The sequence below is a fragment of the Nocardiopsis nanhaiensis genome, assembly GCF_054778635.1.
The window spans coordinates 29,448-44,344 of sequence record NZ_BAAGZJ010000004.1; the positions used below are offsets into that span (position 1 = coordinate 29,448).

Below are 14,897 nucleotides of genomic sequence, written 5' to 3' on the forward strand. Positions count from 1 at the left end.
GTCGCCCACCGGTCACTGGATTGCGACGCGCTGACCGACACAACCAGACGGATGGGAAGGGATCCGGCCGGCCACGGCCGGACCGGGCGAAGCCCGGCCCTTCGGGCCGAAGGCTCGGGGCCCGAAGGGCCCCTTGGGGCCCCGACCACACGTCCCCCGTTTCCTGATAGCCGCCGACCCGCCGTCGTAGCGAAGCGGGTCAAGGTGGAGCGCCAATGATGCGCGAAGCGCTCGATGGCGACGACCTTGACGCGCGCAGCGGAGACGGCCACCATCAAGCGGCAGGAAACGGGGCAACCTCGCACCCGCAGGGAACCCCAGCCCACGCGGACTCCCACCCACGCGGACTCCCACCCACGCGGACTCCCACCCACGCGGACTCCCACCCACGCGGACTCCCACCCACGCGGACTCCCACCCACGCGGAAAGCGGCACACACCAAGGGGAGGGTAACCAAACCCCCTTTGTCACCAGGCTCTCAGGGCGTTCCGGGTGCCAGGCCGTCCGCTGTCCCGTGGTCGGCCTCGAAGACGTCGGCCAGGTCCCGGTTGAGCTCCAGGGTCCGCCGGGCGCGCCTGCGAGCGCGCTTCTGGCTGACGAGCATCCCGATGACGACGAGCGCCATCCCGGCGACCAGCCCGCCGAACGTCAGGGAGAGGGCGGCGACCTCGTCGAACAGGTTGACGGACTGGGCCACCATGTTGGGCAGCTGAGCGAGGAGGATGAGGGGCAGGGCGTACCGGAACCAGACGTTGTGCTGCTCCTTGAGTGATCTGTTCGCCAAGCGGCACGCCGCGTAGGCGACGTCGGACCGCTCGGCCGCCACACCCTCGCGGAGCACCCGGTCGGCCTCCCTGCGCACGGGTGAGAAGGGGTTGCCGAAGCGGGTCAGCTCCGGGTCGATGACCTCGACCGTGGGTTCCCCGTGCCGGCGTTTCCAGCGGAAGCCCATCACCAAGCAGAAGAACCCGGCCGCGAAGAGGACGAAGGCCAGCCCCAAGAGCGTGGCGTACAAGACGATCACTGCGGTTCACCTCCGGAGTTGCCGTGGTTGGGGCGAGTAGGTCTCGCGGGGCCGTCACTCCTTCCCGACCGTGTAGGGGGCGGCCAGTTCCCGGTTCAGGGTCAGGGCGCGCTCGGCCCGGGACCGGGCCCTCCTGCGTGCGAGTGGTATCCACACGGTGACCATCCCGGCCAGGAGTACGCACAGGGTCCCGCCTAGAACGATCGCCAGCGGGTGTTCGACCAGGGTTCGGAGGGTGAGGCCGAGCGCGATCCCCTGGCCGAGGAGCATCGCCACCCACCCGGTGGTCTCCCAGGGGTTGGAGAGCTGGAGGAGTATGTTCCTGGACAGCCGACACACGACGTGAGCGGTCTCCGGGTTGCCCGCGGCCGCGCCGTCGCGGATCAGCCGGACCGCTTCCCGTCTCGCCTGTGACAGGGGAGGGCTGGCCATGCCCGGTTCCGGGTCGAGGAGCGGATTCCAGATCGGGTCGTTCCGGTTCTTCCAGCGGAAGTTCATCACCAGGCAGAAAACGGCGACGAGCAAGAGGACACCGCTCAGTGCAGCGAGCGCATAGACGAGTACCGTCACGGCGGTTCACCTCCGAGGGTGCTGCGGGCAGGGGTCAGTAGGGTTTGCGCCACTGATCACCCCACTCCGGGGCGCGCTCGGGCGGTTCCTCGGGCGCTTCCGCGGCGAGGTCCTCGTTGGCCCGGACCGCCTTCCCAACCCTGCGCAGGTCGCGGCGCCGCTGGTACGGGACGACCGCGGTCAGGGCGGCCGCGGCCCCGAGTGCCGCGATGAGCACCATCCACGGGGTGCCCGGTCTGTTCAGTATCAGGTTCACCGTGTTGAGGGCGACTATTGCGAAGACCAGGGTCTGCGCCTTCCACGCCCACGGGTTCTCCCAGCGGAGGCGCAGGTCCTGGGCGACGCGCACGGTGAGATGGGCCGTCGCCGCGTCCGGTGCGGTCTCACCCGACCTGACCAGGTGCCGGACACGGCGGCGCTCCTCGTGGCCCGTGGTCTCCCCTGTGGGTGCCCAGCTCCAGTAACCGGGGCGCCCCCGGGCGCGGTTCCAGCGGTGGGCTTTGACGTGCAGGAAGACGCACGCGGCCAATCCGAACAGGACCACGATCAGCAGGGACGAGTAGAGCGTCGGGTGGTTCACGGGATTCACCTCGGCCTTTCGGTCGAGTCCGTTCCCGCGCCCTTGGCAGTGGCCGGGTATGCCCTGGCCAGGTCCTGGTTGAGTTCCCAGGCCCGGATCGCCCGGCCCAGCAGGCGCACCTGTTGGACGGGGAGGAAAACGACCCCCGCGGCCAACAGTGCCGCGCACGAGGCGAGCACGAGCGTCATCCCGGTTGTGTCGGCGAGCACTGCCTGCACAGCGAAGTAGGGGGCCTGGTACACGAACAGGAGCGGCAGGATCGCCCGGTACCAGGGGTTCTCGTTCTGTCGAACGGCCCGCTTCGCGCACAGGCGCGTGGCATAGGCGGTCTCCGGCCGGTCCGCGGCCTCGCCCCTGTGGGCCAGGCGGGCGGCCTCCTTGCGGACCGATTCGGAGAAGGGGGAGTCGACCCCGTGGAGTTCGGGATCGAGAGCCCACATGGCGGCCGGTTTTCCGCGCCGGATCCGCCACCGTCGGCCCATGACGGCGCAGGTGACCACACCGGCCGCCGAGGCCCCGAAGCACACGGCGAGGAGGATGCCCAATGGCGTCACGGCACTTCACCCCGCTTTCCGGCCGCGGCTTCCGCCGACCGCGTGGACAGGTCCTCTTCGTACGCGGCCACGGCCGCAGCCTCCGCGCGTTCGTGCTCGGCCCTGGCGCGGGCCTCCTCCCCTTCGCGTTCGGCCTCGTATGCGGCTGCCCGGTGCTCGTTGGCTTCCAGCGCCCGCCTGGCTCGGCGGAGGGTGCGCCTGATGTGGAAGGGGCCGACCGTGAACACGAGAAGCATGACGGCGATGGCGGCGCCGTAGAGGAGCATCCTCGACAGTGCGTCGGTGTCCAGGAACGCGTTCGCCGCCCCGGGGAGCTGTATGAGCAGAATCAGCGCCCACAGGGCCTGGGACCAGGGGTTCTCGAACTGGCGGATCCGCTGCCGGGCGATCAGCCGCGCGACGTAGGCGGCCTCGGCGCTCTCCGCCGCGGTACCTCGGCTGACCATCCGGTTCGCCTCCCGTCGGACCGGTGAGAAGGGGCCGCCGAAACCGCTCAGCTCGGGCTCGCCGATCAGAGCCGACCACGGTGGCCGCCCGTTGCGAAGACGCCAGCGTCGGCTCATGACCGCGAAGAAGGCGGCCGCGGCCACCACGACACCCAGGAAGGTGAGAAGCAGGATGTTCGTCGGCGTCACGGCCCCTCACCGCCCTGGGGAGCGCCAGCGGGAGCGTAGGCGTCGGCCAGCTCTTGATTGAGTTCCAGGGCCGTCCGTGCGCGGGCCAGTGCGCGCGTCTTCGTCGCGGGCTCCAACACGGAACCCGCAGCCAACACCACCGCGCCGAGGGCGAACACCGCAGTCATGAAAGGCGTCTCGGCCTGGACGGACACATTGACCAGGTTGGGGACCTGGAAAAGGAACAGTAGGGGCAGGACCGTCCGGTACCAGGGGTTCTCGGTCTGGCGGATCGTCTGCCGCGCCAGCAGACAGGCGACATGGGCGATCTCCGGATCGTCCGCCTGTCTGCCTTGCCGGGCCAGGCGGGCCGCCTCCTTCCTGACCGGGTGGGAGACGGGGGCACCGATCGTGTACAGCTCCGGATGGAAGCCGGTCAGGGCGGGTGGTTTCCCGTGGCGGAGACGCCAGCGCCGCCCCATGACCCCGCAGATGATCAGGGCCGGTACGAACGCGAGAACCAGCCCCACCCAGAGGTAGTGCATCGGCGTCATGAGGGCTCACCCGGCCGTGTGTGGAGGGCGTCGGCTTCTTGTGACTGCGGGGCCGGGCCCTCGCGGTGGGCGGCTCTGGCGTGGGCCTTCTCCCGTTCGAGCTCGGTCTCGTAGGCAGCGGCCCGGTTCTCGTTGAGGTCCCACGCCTGTCTGGCGTTGCGGAGACCGCGGATGAACTGGAAGGGGGCGAGAACCAGGAGCACGACGAAGAAGACGAGGGAGAGACCCCAGAAGAACGTGTGCGCCGTGGACTCGGACCCCGTGGCGATGTTGGCCAGATTGGGGATCTGGAGCACCAGCGCCATGAGGATCATGGCGTTCCACCACGGGTTCTCCCACTGGCGGATCCTCTGCCTGGCCTGGAGACGCGCCACGTAGGCGACCTTGGGGTCCTCGGCCGTGCGCCCCTTGCGCACCAGCCGCAGCGCCTGCCAACGCACCGCGGAGAACGGGCCGCCGAAGCCCGACAGCTCCGGCTCGGTGTTCCACCAGGGCAGGGATGGCTTCCCGTGGCGTATGCGCCAGCTCCGGGCCATGAAGGCGCAGAGCACCAGTGCGGTCAGACCGGCGGCCATGAAGGCAGTGAGGGCCGTGAGGAGGAGTTGCGTCGTTGTCACGGCGGTTCACCTCCGGGTGGTTTCGTGGAACTTCGTGCGGCGCTGAACTGTGGGCCGGAACCCGATCCCGGCCGGGCGGTCGGCTCAGCGTTCCCTGGGCGGAGGCGGGGCCGGGGCCTCCGGTGCTTCGGCGGCGAGGTCACCGTTGGCCTCGATCGCTCGGCGGGCGCGGAACAGGTCGCGGCGCCGTTGGAGTGGCAGGTGGATGCCAAGGGCGAGCGCGGCGATCGCGAACCCCGCCGGGAGCCAGTTGCCGAGGTTCAGCGCCACTTGGAGCAGGTTGAGGATGGCGATGCCCAGGACGAGGCAGAGCCCCACGGTCTGCCAGGGGTTGTCCCAGCGCCTCAGCAGCTCACGTGCGGCGGAGACGGTCAGGCGCGCCAGTTCGGGGTCGGGCGCCGTCTCTCCGGAGCGGAGGTAGGGCTTGACACTGCTCATCTCCGCGGAGGTCGGAGCGTCGGTGGGCAGGGCGCGGTGCATGAAGCCCGGTCGTCCCCGCTGCCGGTTCCAACGGGCACCCAGCACCGCGGTGACGACCATCGCGGCCAGGAGCAGCGCCGCGACTGTAAGGAACAGCCCGAAGAGGATCGGATGGGCCGAGATGGGGGGCTCACTCCTTGGAGCGACTAGTCCGTTTTATGCCTCTGTCCCTCCTCACCATGCCCGATGTTCGGGCGGGAAACCTCCGGGAGCGGGGCCGGAGGCCTCCGGGAGCCCCGGCCGGGACACGGGAGCGGGTTGTCCACAGGTGGGCGATTGGGGCTGGAAAGCGGTGGGCGACCCTGCTTCACTGATGATCACGGCCACGTCGTCCGGAGCGGGCGGACACCCCCGTGTTCGCCCCGGCCCACGGCTGGTCTGTGGCAAGCACGCCGGGTGCTGGCAGCCCAGTGCCCGAACTCCGGCCCCGCGGCCGGAGCCCCGCGTGAACGATTCCCCGGCGGGTCCCTCTCTCCCGCCGGTCAGGAGGTGTTCGGACGGTGCCCACACCACGGTCATCGGCGACCGCGGCCAGCACACCCCGAGGTGAGGCGGGGCGCACGTACCTCGGATGGCGGCACAAGGTCCTGCTGCCACCGCCGGGACCCGCTCCGCGCCGCCCCGCCCCCGGGGACACGGAGAACCTGAGCGAGGACTGGATCGCCGGGCAGCGCGACAGCGAGGCGCAGACCAACCGGCCGCTCTACTTCGCCCTGGGCGGACTCGGGCTCCTCGCCTTGCTCTTCCCGCTGCTGTGGGGCATGCGGATCCTGCCGGGCAGCCTCGCCCTGGGCGGCGTGTTCGCCTGCATGGCTATCGCGGCACCGGTCGCCTTCGCGCTCGTGCAGAGTCGGCAGGTGATCGCGCGGCGGCTCGAGGAGGCCGAGGAACGGCTGACCGAGGAGAGGGCCGAACGGGAACGGGCCCTGCACGAGCAGCAGCGCGAGCACGCGCGCCGACACACCGAATGGCAGGCTGCGGCGCGCGCCTACGAGGCCCAGCCGCGCTGGTACGGGCTGACCGTGCCCTCGGGAACTTCGGCGGTGCTCGTGGTGGGCGGTACCGACACCGGCTGGTCCGCCCTCCTCACCACGATCGGGATTTCCCGGTTGCGTGAGGGCGGGGACCTCACCGTCGTCGATCTCACCGGCCACGCGGTCGCCCGGGAGCTGGTCCACCTCTCCCGGCGCTGTGCGGTGGAGCCACGCCAGTGGGTCCTCCCGGCTGACCTGCCCAGGATGACCCTGGGCACCAACCTGGACGCCGGACAGCGGGCCCGCATCCTCTCCGCGGTGGCCGCCGCCTCCGGACAGGTCGAGGACGTGGACGCCGACGAGACCCTCCTGTTGCGGCTGCTGGAGGTGCTCGGCCCGGGTGTCGGCATAGACCAGCTCATCGGGGGCCTGCGCGCCTTGGTGACTCCGGAGGACGATGCTGCCGAGGACGACCCCGCCCTGGCCCTGCTCTCTTCGGCGGAGCGTTCCCGGGTCCGCGAGCGCTGCGCCGACGACCCGGGCGTGCGCGAACGCGCCTGGGCGCTGGAAAGACGGCTCAGCCCTTTCGAGTCGGTCGGAACCCGCGCGGACGACGGCGCTTACGCACAGGTCAAGATCATCTCCACGGACCGGGCTTCGGGCGAGACCGCGGCCCGGGTCTACGGGACCTACGCGGTGGCGGCACTCAGCGAGTTGCTGGAGACCCGCGCGCCCGAGCCGAGCGGGGCTGCGGGACGGCGCTCGAAGGCGCGCCCGAAACGGATCCGCACCGTCGTGGTCTGCGGGGCGGAGACGCTTCCGGCCGAAGAGGTGGACCAGGTCCTGAACGCGGCCGCTGACGGCGGGGTCGAAGTGGTCCTCATGTTCCGCGACGCGGTGCCCGCGGCCTTGGAGCACTTCGACGACCCCTCCTGCCTGTCGGTGGTGATGCGCCAGCGCGGTAGGCCGGAGGAGCTCGCGCGGATGGTCGCTGAGGCCCCGGATGACGACGGCCGGGACCCGGAGCGCCTGGCGCTGCACCGGCTCACGGAGGTGATCGGAGAAGCGGTGGGCGGTTCCGTCACCGAGTCCGACGAGGAGGTGGACGACGGGAGTGGGGACGACCTCTTCTTCCCCTCCCCGCATACCGAGTCCGGGGCGATGATCCGCAACGCGGCCGCCGCGATCACCCCTCTCGACCTCGTGCGGCATGTGAGATCCGCCACGGCCTGGGGGCGTGCCACCGCCCAGGCCGCCGAGATCGACACCCCGGTTCGGGCCGACGAGGAGGATGACCCGGCTACCCGGGCCAGCGGGCTGGACGCGGAGTCGTTGCGCGAGCTTCCCTCCACGGCGGCCCTCGTCCTGAGCCCCGAAGGTCCGGTCATCGCCGACACCAACCCGGGTATCCTCACCCTGTCCACAGCCACACTGGCCACCGCCGAGGACGCCCGGAACACCGGTAACGGCGGGGGCGTTGGGCATGATGGCGGGTCCGACTCCGCCACGGGCGACCGACGATCCGACCGGCGCTCCGGAGACACCAGGCCGCGGTTCGCGCCGCCCGGGGGCTCCGGTCCGTCCGACTCGCCAGGGGCGCCGGGAAGGGCCGACGCCGCGGACGCTCTGGAGCCGGCCGGAGCCGACGACAGCCCCGACCCGGAGAAGGTCCCACCCAACCTCGGGCCGCCACCCGAACGATTGGACTGGCGGGTCTGAGCACCGGTGGACAATAGGCTTGGCCCGACACATCGCCCGCCGCCGAAGCGCGAGCGTGCGGGTGATCTAGCGATGGTGGAGAGTAGATGAGCGAGCTTCCCTTGCGCGCCCAACTGGCCTCGGTACTGGGCAGGAGTGCAGCAGGCCTGTCCAGGGCCACCGGACGCGGAGACGGCTCCGTCATCGGTGGACGGGTCGCCCTCAAGGTGGAACCGGACCTGCTCGGCAAACTCGCCCAAGGCCGCCGCCTGGCCCTGGTGAGCGCGACCAACGGCAAGACCACGACGACCCGGCTCATCGCGCAGGCGCTGCGCGAGTTCGGCGACGTGGCCACCAACGAGTACGGCGCCAACATGCCCACCGGGCACATCACGGCCCTGGCCAACAACAAGGCGGCCGTCAACGGTGTGCTGGAGGTGGACGAGAAGTACCTTCCGCAGGTCCTCCAGACAACCAACCCCGCCTTCGTGGTCCTGATGAACCTGAGCCGCGACCAGATGGACCGCGCCTCCGAGATCAACCTGCTCGCGAAGAAGTGGCGCACCGCCCTCGCGCAGACCAACACCCATGTCATCGCCAACGCCGACGACCCGCTCGTGGCCTGGGCCGGCCTCGGTGCCCCCAACGCGACCTGGGTTTCGGCCGGTCAGCGGTGGAAGGAGGACTCCTGGTGCTGCCCCGAGTGCGGCGGCCACCTCAAGCGCGAGGAGGACCCGTACTGGGAGTGCCCGGAGTGCGGTCTCGCCCGGCCCCGGGCCACGTGGTCGGTGGACAACGACAGCGACACCCTGACCGCCCCCGACGGGCAGCAGCTCAAGCTCCGGATGAACCTGCCCGGTGACGCGAACCGCGCCAACGCCGCGATCGCCGCCGCGACCGCCGCGGGCTACGGAATCCACCCCGAGCGCACCCTGGAGCGGCTGCGCGAGGTCACCTCAGTGGCCGGGCGCTACACCTCGGTGGTCACCATGGGGGTCGAGGTCCGGCTGCTCCTCTCCAAGAACCCCGCCGGGTGGCTGGAGTCCTTCGCGGTCCTCAGCCCGCCCCGGGTCCCGGTGATCCTCGCGGTCAACGCGCAGATCCCCGACGGCAAGGACACCTCCTGGCTGTGGGACGTGGACTACACGGTCCTGAAGGACCGGCGGGTGTTCGTCATGGGTGAGCGCCGTACCGACCTGGCGCTGCGCCTGGAGACCGACGGGGTGTCCTTCGAGGTCGCCGACCGGGTGGACGAGGTGCTGAACCGGCTCAAGGCCGAGCAGCCCGACATCACCAAGGTCGACGTCATCGCCAACTACACAGCCTTCCAGCAGATCCGCACGGCGTACGGCCGCGTCCAGTAGGGGAGACACACATGACGGACAACAGCAGCGCCCTGCGGATCGTGTGGATCTACCCCGACCTGCTCAGCACCTACGGGGACCAGGGCAACCTCCTCATCCTCAAGCGCCGGGCCGAACTCCGCGGCATCTCCACCGAGATCGTGCACGTCCACTCCAGCGACCCGGTGCCCGAGCAGGGGGACATCTACCTGCTCGGCGGCGGCGAGGACCGGCCGCAGATCCTGGCGGCCGACCGGCTCCGCGCCGACGGCGGACTGGGCCGGGCCGTCGGCCGGGGCGCGTGCGTGTTCGCGGTCTGCGCGGGTTACCAGATCATCGGCGAGAGCTACGGCGACGACGAGTCCAACCCTCTCCCGGGTGTGGGCATCCTCGACATCCGCAGCGGCCGCGGCCAGACCCGTGCCGTGGGTGAGATCGTGGCCGAGGTCGACCCGGCGCTGGGCGTCGGCCGGATCACCGGTTTCGAGAACCACCAGGGCCGGACCGCTATCGGTGGCCAGGCCCGTCCGCTGTCGACCACGGTGAAGGGCATCGGCAACGATGACCGCACCGAGGGCGCCTACCAGGGGCAGGTGCTGGGTACCTACCTGCACGGCCCGGCCCTGCCGCGCAACCCGCAGCTGGCCGACCTGCTGCTGCGCTGGCGCGTGGGCCAGCTGAACCCGCTGCCCCCGTCCTGGGGCGAGCGCCTGCACGACGAGCGCCTGGCCGCCGCCCTGCGCTGACGGGCATCCGGGGCACGCTCCCGGTAGCCGTTTCGGGAGCCCGGTGGGTCCGCCTTCCGGGCTCCCGTTGTGTTCTCGTCCCTGCCCCGCCGCGGAGCCCGGGTGAGGCAGCGGAGCTTGGGTGAGGCGACGGGCGGTGGCGGGCAAAGAGGCCACAATCGCGGAATGCCGCGAAAGTGACGTGCGTCACATAAGTATGAGTGCCAGTGATCCCCGCCAACGGTTCCAGAGCCGTTCCATCGCGCTCGCGCGGACCCTCGCCATCCCCGTGGCGGTGCTCGTGGCGGCGGCGGGGTGCACGGCCGGTCTGGTGACGCTGGGCGGGGTGCCCACGCCGGAGGTGCGGGTGGTGCTGGGCCAGGAGGACCCGGCACCCGAGCCCGAACAGGGCCCCGCCGTCGAACCGGAGGCCGCGCCGGAACCCGGAACCGAGCCCGCACCGGAGCCCGAACCCGGAACCGAGCCCGCACCAGTCCCGGAGCCCACCGCCGAAACCGCGCCGGAGCCCAGGGATCCGGCGGCGGAGGAGGCAGCAGGGGCCGAGCTCGCCGACTCCGCCCCGCCCTCGTCCTACAACGGGAACACGACGTCCGTCGGGGCCTTCAAAGTGGTGGTCGAGGTGGCCTACACGGACGACACCATCACCAACGGGGTGGGCTCCTTCGCTGCTGCGCCCGACGGCTGGGAGTACCACATCTACCGGCTCAACGTCACCAACGAGGGGTCGTCCCCGGCGATCTTCGACAGTTACGGAACCGTCGGCACCACGACCGAGGGCCTGGAATACGCCAACGACATCGAGGCCGAGGCCACCGTCGCCTGGGACTACTTCTGGGAAGAGCTCAACCCGGGCGCGACGGTGACCACGCACATCATGTTCCTGGCACCCAACGGCACCGAGTTCGCCCATGTCCTGGTCGCCGGCCAGAGCGACCTCCGCCCCGGCTGAGCCACCGGTGCGGCCGGGGCCACCGCCCCGGCTGAACTGCAGGCAGGACCGGAGCTACCGGGGTTTGCGGCGGAAGTCGTCGAGGTTCGCGTTGGCGCCGGTGTCCGGGTCCACGACCACCTCCTGCCGGGCGGCGATGTCGTCGACCACCAGGTCGGCGTCGGTCGGGGCGTTGCGCTTCACCAATCCGAGAGCGATCGGGCCCAGTTCGTGGTGGCGTGCGGAGGTCCCCACCCTGCCGACCTTGCGGCCGTCCAGCTGGATCTCGCTCCCGCGCTCCGGCAGCCGCTCGGCGGTGCCGTCCAGGTGCAGCATCACCAGGCGGCGCGGAGGACGGCCCACGTTGTGCACCCGCGCCACCGTCTCCTGCCCCGGGTAGCAACCCTTTTCCAAGTGCACGGCGGAGCCGATCCAGTCCATCTCGTGCGGGATGGCGCGGTCATCGGAGTCCAGGCCCGGGCGGGCGCGGTGCTCGGCGATCCTGTGCGCCTCGTAGGGCCACATGCCCGCCGCTCGGGCCCCGGCCTCGGTGAGCTGCTGCGCGGTGGCCACAAGGTCGGCTGAGGGCACGAACAGGTCGGTCTCGTCGGCGGTGGCCCGGGTGAGTACACCTTTGACCGCGCCGACCACCTTCTCCCGATCCGGGCCGAGCACGGTCAGCACCGAGAAGGCGTCGGAGAGGTCCTCGACCTCCAAACGCAGCATGAACACCATGGAGTCCAAGAACTCCGCCAGCCCGGGGCCCCCGCCCGGCTCGGTGTGGATCCACGTCGCCGCACCGTCGTCCACCAGGGACAGGTGGTGGCGCAGGTGGCCGCGGGTGTCCATGATGAGCGCCTCGGTGGCGGTACCGGGGGCGAGGTCGAGGGTCAGCTGGCTGGTGATGTCGTTCAGCCAGCCGAGGCGGTCGGGGCCGCTCACGCGGACCACGTCCCGGTTGCTCCGGTCGACCCAGGCGCTCGAGCGTTCGATCGCGCGCGCCTCGTGTGCGGGGTCGCCGTAGTGCGCGGCGACGGCGGAGTCGGGGCGGTCGGCGCTCACGGCACCGGGTGTGGTCAGCAGCGGCGAAGTCATACAGCAGAGGCTATCCGGCCCGCTCAAGACTCCGAAGACACGGTAGTGACCTGGGGATATAGGTCACAGAAAAACACTTGCCCCGCGCCGACCACGGGACGTACCTTCGTTGGCACGCAGGAAAGGAGGTGGTCCAAGAAATGATTCATTCTAGGACTGGCGAGGTGGCCGTCCGCTAGGACGACGCTGAGCATTCGCTCGACGTCGTTCGCGCGAATCCCAGACGGACACCCGGACCCCGGGCTGCCGGAATTTGTCCGACCGGCCCCGCAGACGCGGGAGACAGCCCGGGGTTCGTTCTTGCCTTGTCGCGGCCCTTTCCGCGGCCTACTTCTTGTCGGCTCCGCCGGTCCGCTTCAGCTGAGCGGACATGTACGAGCGCAGGTCGTGTCCGCGCGCGGCCAGGTCCCAGGCGTAGCCCAGGGTGTCCCGCTCGTCGCCGAACAGCCCGTAGAGGCGGTGCGAGGCCTGTACCTCCAGCCCGGTGATGGTGTGCATCACCGCGTTGGTGGCCATCTCCACCCGGTTCGCGAAGACGTTGCCCAGGTAGGACTCGATGAAGCCCTCGTTGTGGGCGATCAGCACTTCCAGGTGGATGATGTTGTCGGCGTTGTCCTTGGCGTACTGGGCGGTGTCATCCTTGGACAGGGCCCGCCAGTAGCCGGACTCCTCCGTGATGAGCTCACCGAGCGTGCCGTCGGCCTTCATCCGCCAGGCCCTGCTCCGGAAGTCCAGATAGGGCATACCGTCCCTGACGGTGAACTCGACCTCCTGCCCGAACTGGAGCTCTTCCTCGTCGGCGTATCCGGCGACGCCGACGCCCTCCCAGCGCCCGAACAGGAACGACAGTTTCTCCAGATCGGGGTGTACCTCAGCGTCCATAGCTCCCGAGACTAACGGCGACGAGGGGGTGGCGGTGACGACTCGCGGCGTGCCTGTCCGGTGCCACCTTGGGTCCGTGGTCTGGACATGCCCAATTGGCCCCGCTTTCCCGGAGAACTGGTAAAGATTGTCTCCGTAAGACGCGGTGTGGGCACGGGGTTCGGGGCCCACCGCCGTCGCTGACCTCGGACACGCTTTCAAAGGGGCTGCCTGTGCTTTTGGTGATCGGTGTGGCGCTGCTCGCCATCGCGGCAGTGCTCCTGCCGCTGACCGTCATCGGAATGCGCCGCTGGCTCCGGCAGCGCGGTTTGGCCCAGCTCAGGCCCAGCGCCCTCGCCGCCCGTGCGGGCCAGCGCGTGACGCTCACCGGTGCGGCCGCCCCCGGTCCCGGCGGGCCCGTCGAGTCCGGACTGGCCGGTTCCGAGTGCGTGTGGCACGGCCACGAGGTCCTGCGCCACTACCGTCCCCTCGCACGCGACCGGTCCGACGGCGCGGTCAGCGAGCGCGCCTGCGACTCGATCGCCGACTACGCCTCCGACGAGCTCTTCGGCCTGGTGGCCGAAGGGCGGACCGGTGCGGCCGAGCGCATCTACGTGGACCCGGCGGACAGCGAGCCCCGTGACGCGGAGCTGTGCCTCAAGCGCGTGGTCGGCCGTCCGCAGCCGGGGGTCGCGGCCGCGGCGGACGATCTCCTGCCCCGCGTGCGAGGCAGGATCTCGGGCGTCTTCCGCGGCGAGACCATCGAGTTCGAGTACCGCGAGTGGATCATCCGGTCCGGTGCCCGGGTGCGCGTCACCGGCCAGCTCGAGGTCCGGGACGGCCGCGTGGTGCTGGCCGCGCCTAAGGACGGCTCGCTCAGTATCGAGCACGGGATCCGGGAGAGGCCGGTCCGGACCTCGCCCCGCCGGACCGAGGCGATCGTACTGTCCGCAGCCTTCGGCCTCTGCTTCATCGCGGGCGCTGTCGCCACCGCCATCGCGCTCTCAGTAGGGTGACGGGCATGTCTCGTTCCCTGGTGATCAAAGTCACCGCCGGTGATGACTCCCCCGAGCGGTGCAACCAGGCCTTCACGGTCGCGGCGGCAGCGGTGGCCAGCGGGGCCGACGTCTCACTCTGGCTGACCGGGGAGTCCTCGTGGTTCGCACTGCCCGGCCGGGCGGAGGCGTTCGAACTCCCGCACGCGGCGCCGCTCCAGGACCTCCTGGCCGGGGTGCTCGCCGCGGGCCGCGTGACGGTCTGCACCCAGTGCGCCGCCCGCCGGGACCTTACCCAAGACGACCTGATCGAGGGCGTGCGCATCGCGGGCGCGGCGACCTTCGTCGAGGAGACCCTCCGAGAGGGCGCCCAGGCCCTGGTCTACTGACCCTGTTCGACCCCGGAAAGAGCGGGCCGTCCACGACCGGGCCCCTCCCGCGCCGACCCCGGGAACGACGGTGCCCGCACCGCCGAGGCGGTACGGGCGCGGGACAGGTGCCGGGTTACTTCTTGCCTTGGTTGGCGACGGCCTCAATGGCGGACTTGGCGGCCTCCGGGTCGAGGTAGGTGCCGCCCGGCTTGGTGGGCTTGAACTGGTCGTCCAGCTCGTAGACCAGCGGGATGCCGGTGGGGATGTTCAGGCCGGCGATGTCGGCGTCGCCGATCCCGTCCAGGTGCTTGACCAGTGCACGGAGGGAGTTGCCGTGTGCGGCCACCAGCACGGTCTTGCCCGCGGCCAGGTCCGGGACGATGCTGTCGTACCAGTACGGCAGGGCGCGGTCCAGGACGTCCTTGAGGCACTCGGTGCGCGGCGCCAGCTCGGGCGGGAGCAGGCTGTAGCGCGCCTCCCCGGCCTGGGAGTAGGGGTCGTCGTCGGCGATGGGCGGCGGGGGCGTGTCGTAGGAGCGGCGCCAGACCATGAACTGGTCCTCGCCGTACTCCTCGCGGGTCTGCGCCTTGTCCTTGCCCTGCAGGGCGCCGTAGTGGCGCTCGTTGAGGCGCCAGGAGCGCTCGACCGGCAGCCAGTGCAGGTCGGCGGTCTCCAGCGCGAGGTTCGCGGTGCGGATCGCGCGCTTGAGCAGCGAGGTGTGCAGGATGTCCGGGGTCACCCCGGCAGCCTTCAGCAGCTCGCCACCGCGGCGTGCCTCTTCCTCGCCCTGCGCGGACAGGTCCACGTCCACCCAGCCGGTGAACAGACCCTTCGCGTTCCAGACGCTCTCACCGTGTCGCAGCAGTACCAGAGTTCCCATGCGGACAAGCCT

17 protein-coding genes are annotated in these 14,897 nt (G+C 70.7%); 6 read left to right on the forward strand and 11 right to left on the reverse strand.

Annotation, left to right across the window (positions count from 1 at the left end; genetic code table 11):
- Positions 1-479: 479 nt before the first annotated feature.
- The 8 genes from ACYVD1_RS02715 to ACYVD1_RS02750 all read right to left on the reverse strand — a co-directional run bounded on the left by ACYVD1_RS02715 (position 480) and on the right by ACYVD1_RS02750 (position 5,054).
- The gene (locus ACYVD1_RS02715; protein WP_460767421.1) at positions 480-1,025 is read right to left on the reverse strand and encodes a hypothetical protein; all 546 of its coding nucleotides are present in this window, start codon (positions 1,023-1,025) and stop codon (positions 480-482) included.
- A 54-nt stretch (positions 1,026-1,079) separates the two neighbouring features.
- The gene (locus tag ACYVD1_RS02720) at positions 1,080-1,595 is read right to left on the reverse strand and encodes a hypothetical protein (RefSeq protein WP_460767424.1); all 516 of its coding nucleotides are present in this window, start codon (positions 1,593-1,595) and stop codon (positions 1,080-1,082) included.
- A 34-nt stretch (positions 1,596-1,629) separates the two neighbouring features.
- Positions 1,630-2,175: a hypothetical protein gene (locus tag ACYVD1_RS02725; RefSeq protein ID WP_460754133.1), complete on the reverse strand. Its 546-nt coding sequence runs from the start codon at positions 2,173-2,175 to the stop codon at positions 1,630-1,632.
- A 5-nt stretch (positions 2,176-2,180) separates the two neighbouring features.
- The gene (locus ACYVD1_RS02730) at positions 2,181-2,729 is read right to left on the reverse strand and encodes a hypothetical protein (RefSeq protein WP_460754136.1); all 549 of its coding nucleotides are present in this window, start codon (positions 2,727-2,729) and stop codon (positions 2,181-2,183) included.
- On the reverse strand, positions 2,726-3,364 hold the full coding sequence (locus ACYVD1_RS02735; protein ID WP_460754139.1) for a hypothetical protein: 639 nt from the start codon (positions 3,362-3,364) through the stop codon (positions 2,726-2,728). The genes ACYVD1_RS02730 and ACYVD1_RS02735 overlap by 4 nt, the downstream gene beginning before the upstream one ends.
- Positions 3,361-3,897 (reverse strand): hypothetical protein, encoded by a 537-nt coding sequence (locus ACYVD1_RS02740; protein ID WP_460754145.1) that lies wholly within the window; start codon positions 3,895-3,897, stop codon positions 3,361-3,363. Before ACYVD1_RS02740 ends, ACYVD1_RS02735 begins: the two co-directional genes overlap by 4 nt.
- Complete coding sequence (locus ACYVD1_RS02745) at positions 3,894-4,514, reverse strand: hypothetical protein (RefSeq protein ID WP_460754148.1); 621 nt, start codon at positions 4,512-4,514, stop codon at positions 3,894-3,896. Before ACYVD1_RS02745 ends, ACYVD1_RS02740 begins: the two co-directional genes overlap by 4 nt.
- Before the next feature lie 84 nt (positions 4,515-4,598).
- Positions 4,599-5,054 (reverse strand): hypothetical protein, encoded by a 456-nt coding sequence (locus ACYVD1_RS02750; RefSeq protein ID WP_460754151.1) that lies wholly within the window; start codon positions 5,052-5,054, stop codon positions 4,599-4,601.
- A 440-nt stretch (positions 5,055-5,494) separates the two neighbouring features.
- Here ACYVD1_RS02750 and ACYVD1_RS02755 point away from each other — a divergent pair, with 440 nt between their 5' ends.
- The 4 genes from ACYVD1_RS02755 to ACYVD1_RS02770 all read left to right on the forward strand — a co-directional run bounded on the left by ACYVD1_RS02755 (position 5,495) and on the right by ACYVD1_RS02770 (position 10,704).
- Positions 5,495-7,687, forward strand: coding sequence for a hypothetical protein (locus tag ACYVD1_RS02755; RefSeq protein WP_460767427.1), 2,193 nt, complete (start codon positions 5,495-5,497; stop codon positions 7,685-7,687).
- Between the two features lie 86 nt (positions 7,688-7,773).
- Complete coding sequence (locus ACYVD1_RS02760) at positions 7,774-9,030, forward strand: MurT ligase domain-containing protein (protein WP_460767430.1); 1,257 nt, start codon at positions 7,774-7,776, stop codon at positions 9,028-9,030.
- An 11-nt stretch (positions 9,031-9,041) separates the two neighbouring features.
- Positions 9,042-9,755, forward strand: a complete 714-nt coding sequence (locus tag ACYVD1_RS02765; protein WP_460767433.1) for a type 1 glutamine amidotransferase — start codon at positions 9,042-9,044, stop codon at positions 9,753-9,755.
- A 196-nt stretch (positions 9,756-9,951) separates the two neighbouring features.
- On the forward strand, positions 9,952-10,704 hold the full coding sequence (locus tag ACYVD1_RS02770; RefSeq protein ID WP_460767436.1) for a DUF4352 domain-containing protein: 753 nt from the start codon (positions 9,952-9,954) through the stop codon (positions 10,702-10,704).
- Between the two features lie 54 nt (positions 10,705-10,758).
- Here ACYVD1_RS02770 and ygfZ read toward each other — a convergent pair whose 3' ends face one another.
- Together ygfZ and ACYVD1_RS02780 are read right to left on the reverse strand one after the other, a co-directional pair.
- The gene (gene ygfZ, locus ACYVD1_RS02775) at positions 10,759-11,778 is read right to left on the reverse strand and encodes a CAF17-like 4Fe-4S cluster assembly/insertion protein YgfZ (protein WP_460767439.1); all 1,020 of its coding nucleotides are present in this window, start codon (positions 11,776-11,778) and stop codon (positions 10,759-10,761) included.
- Between the two features lie 327 nt (positions 11,779-12,105).
- Positions 12,106-12,660, reverse strand: coding sequence for a nitrobindin family protein (locus tag ACYVD1_RS02780; RefSeq protein ID WP_460754168.1), 555 nt, complete (start codon positions 12,658-12,660; stop codon positions 12,106-12,108).
- A 212-nt stretch (positions 12,661-12,872) separates the two neighbouring features.
- On the opposite strand from ACYVD1_RS02780, the gene ACYVD1_RS02785 reads away from it, so the two are divergent.
- Both ACYVD1_RS02785 and ACYVD1_RS02790 read left to right on the forward strand, forming a co-directional pair.
- Positions 12,873-13,655, forward strand: a complete 783-nt coding sequence (locus ACYVD1_RS02785) for a GIDE domain-containing protein (protein WP_460754170.1) — start codon at positions 12,873-12,875, stop codon at positions 13,653-13,655.
- A gap of 5 nt (positions 13,656-13,660) precedes the next feature.
- The gene (locus tag ACYVD1_RS02790) at positions 13,661-14,023 is read left to right on the forward strand and encodes a DsrE family protein (protein ID WP_460754173.1); all 363 of its coding nucleotides are present in this window, start codon (positions 13,661-13,663) and stop codon (positions 14,021-14,023) included.
- A 115-nt stretch (positions 14,024-14,138) separates the two neighbouring features.
- Here ACYVD1_RS02790 and ACYVD1_RS02795 read toward each other — a convergent pair whose 3' ends face one another.
- Positions 14,139-14,885, reverse strand: a complete 747-nt coding sequence (locus ACYVD1_RS02795; RefSeq protein ID WP_460754178.1) for a phosphoglyceromutase — start codon at positions 14,883-14,885, stop codon at positions 14,139-14,141.
- Positions 14,886-14,897: the final 12 nt, after the last annotated feature.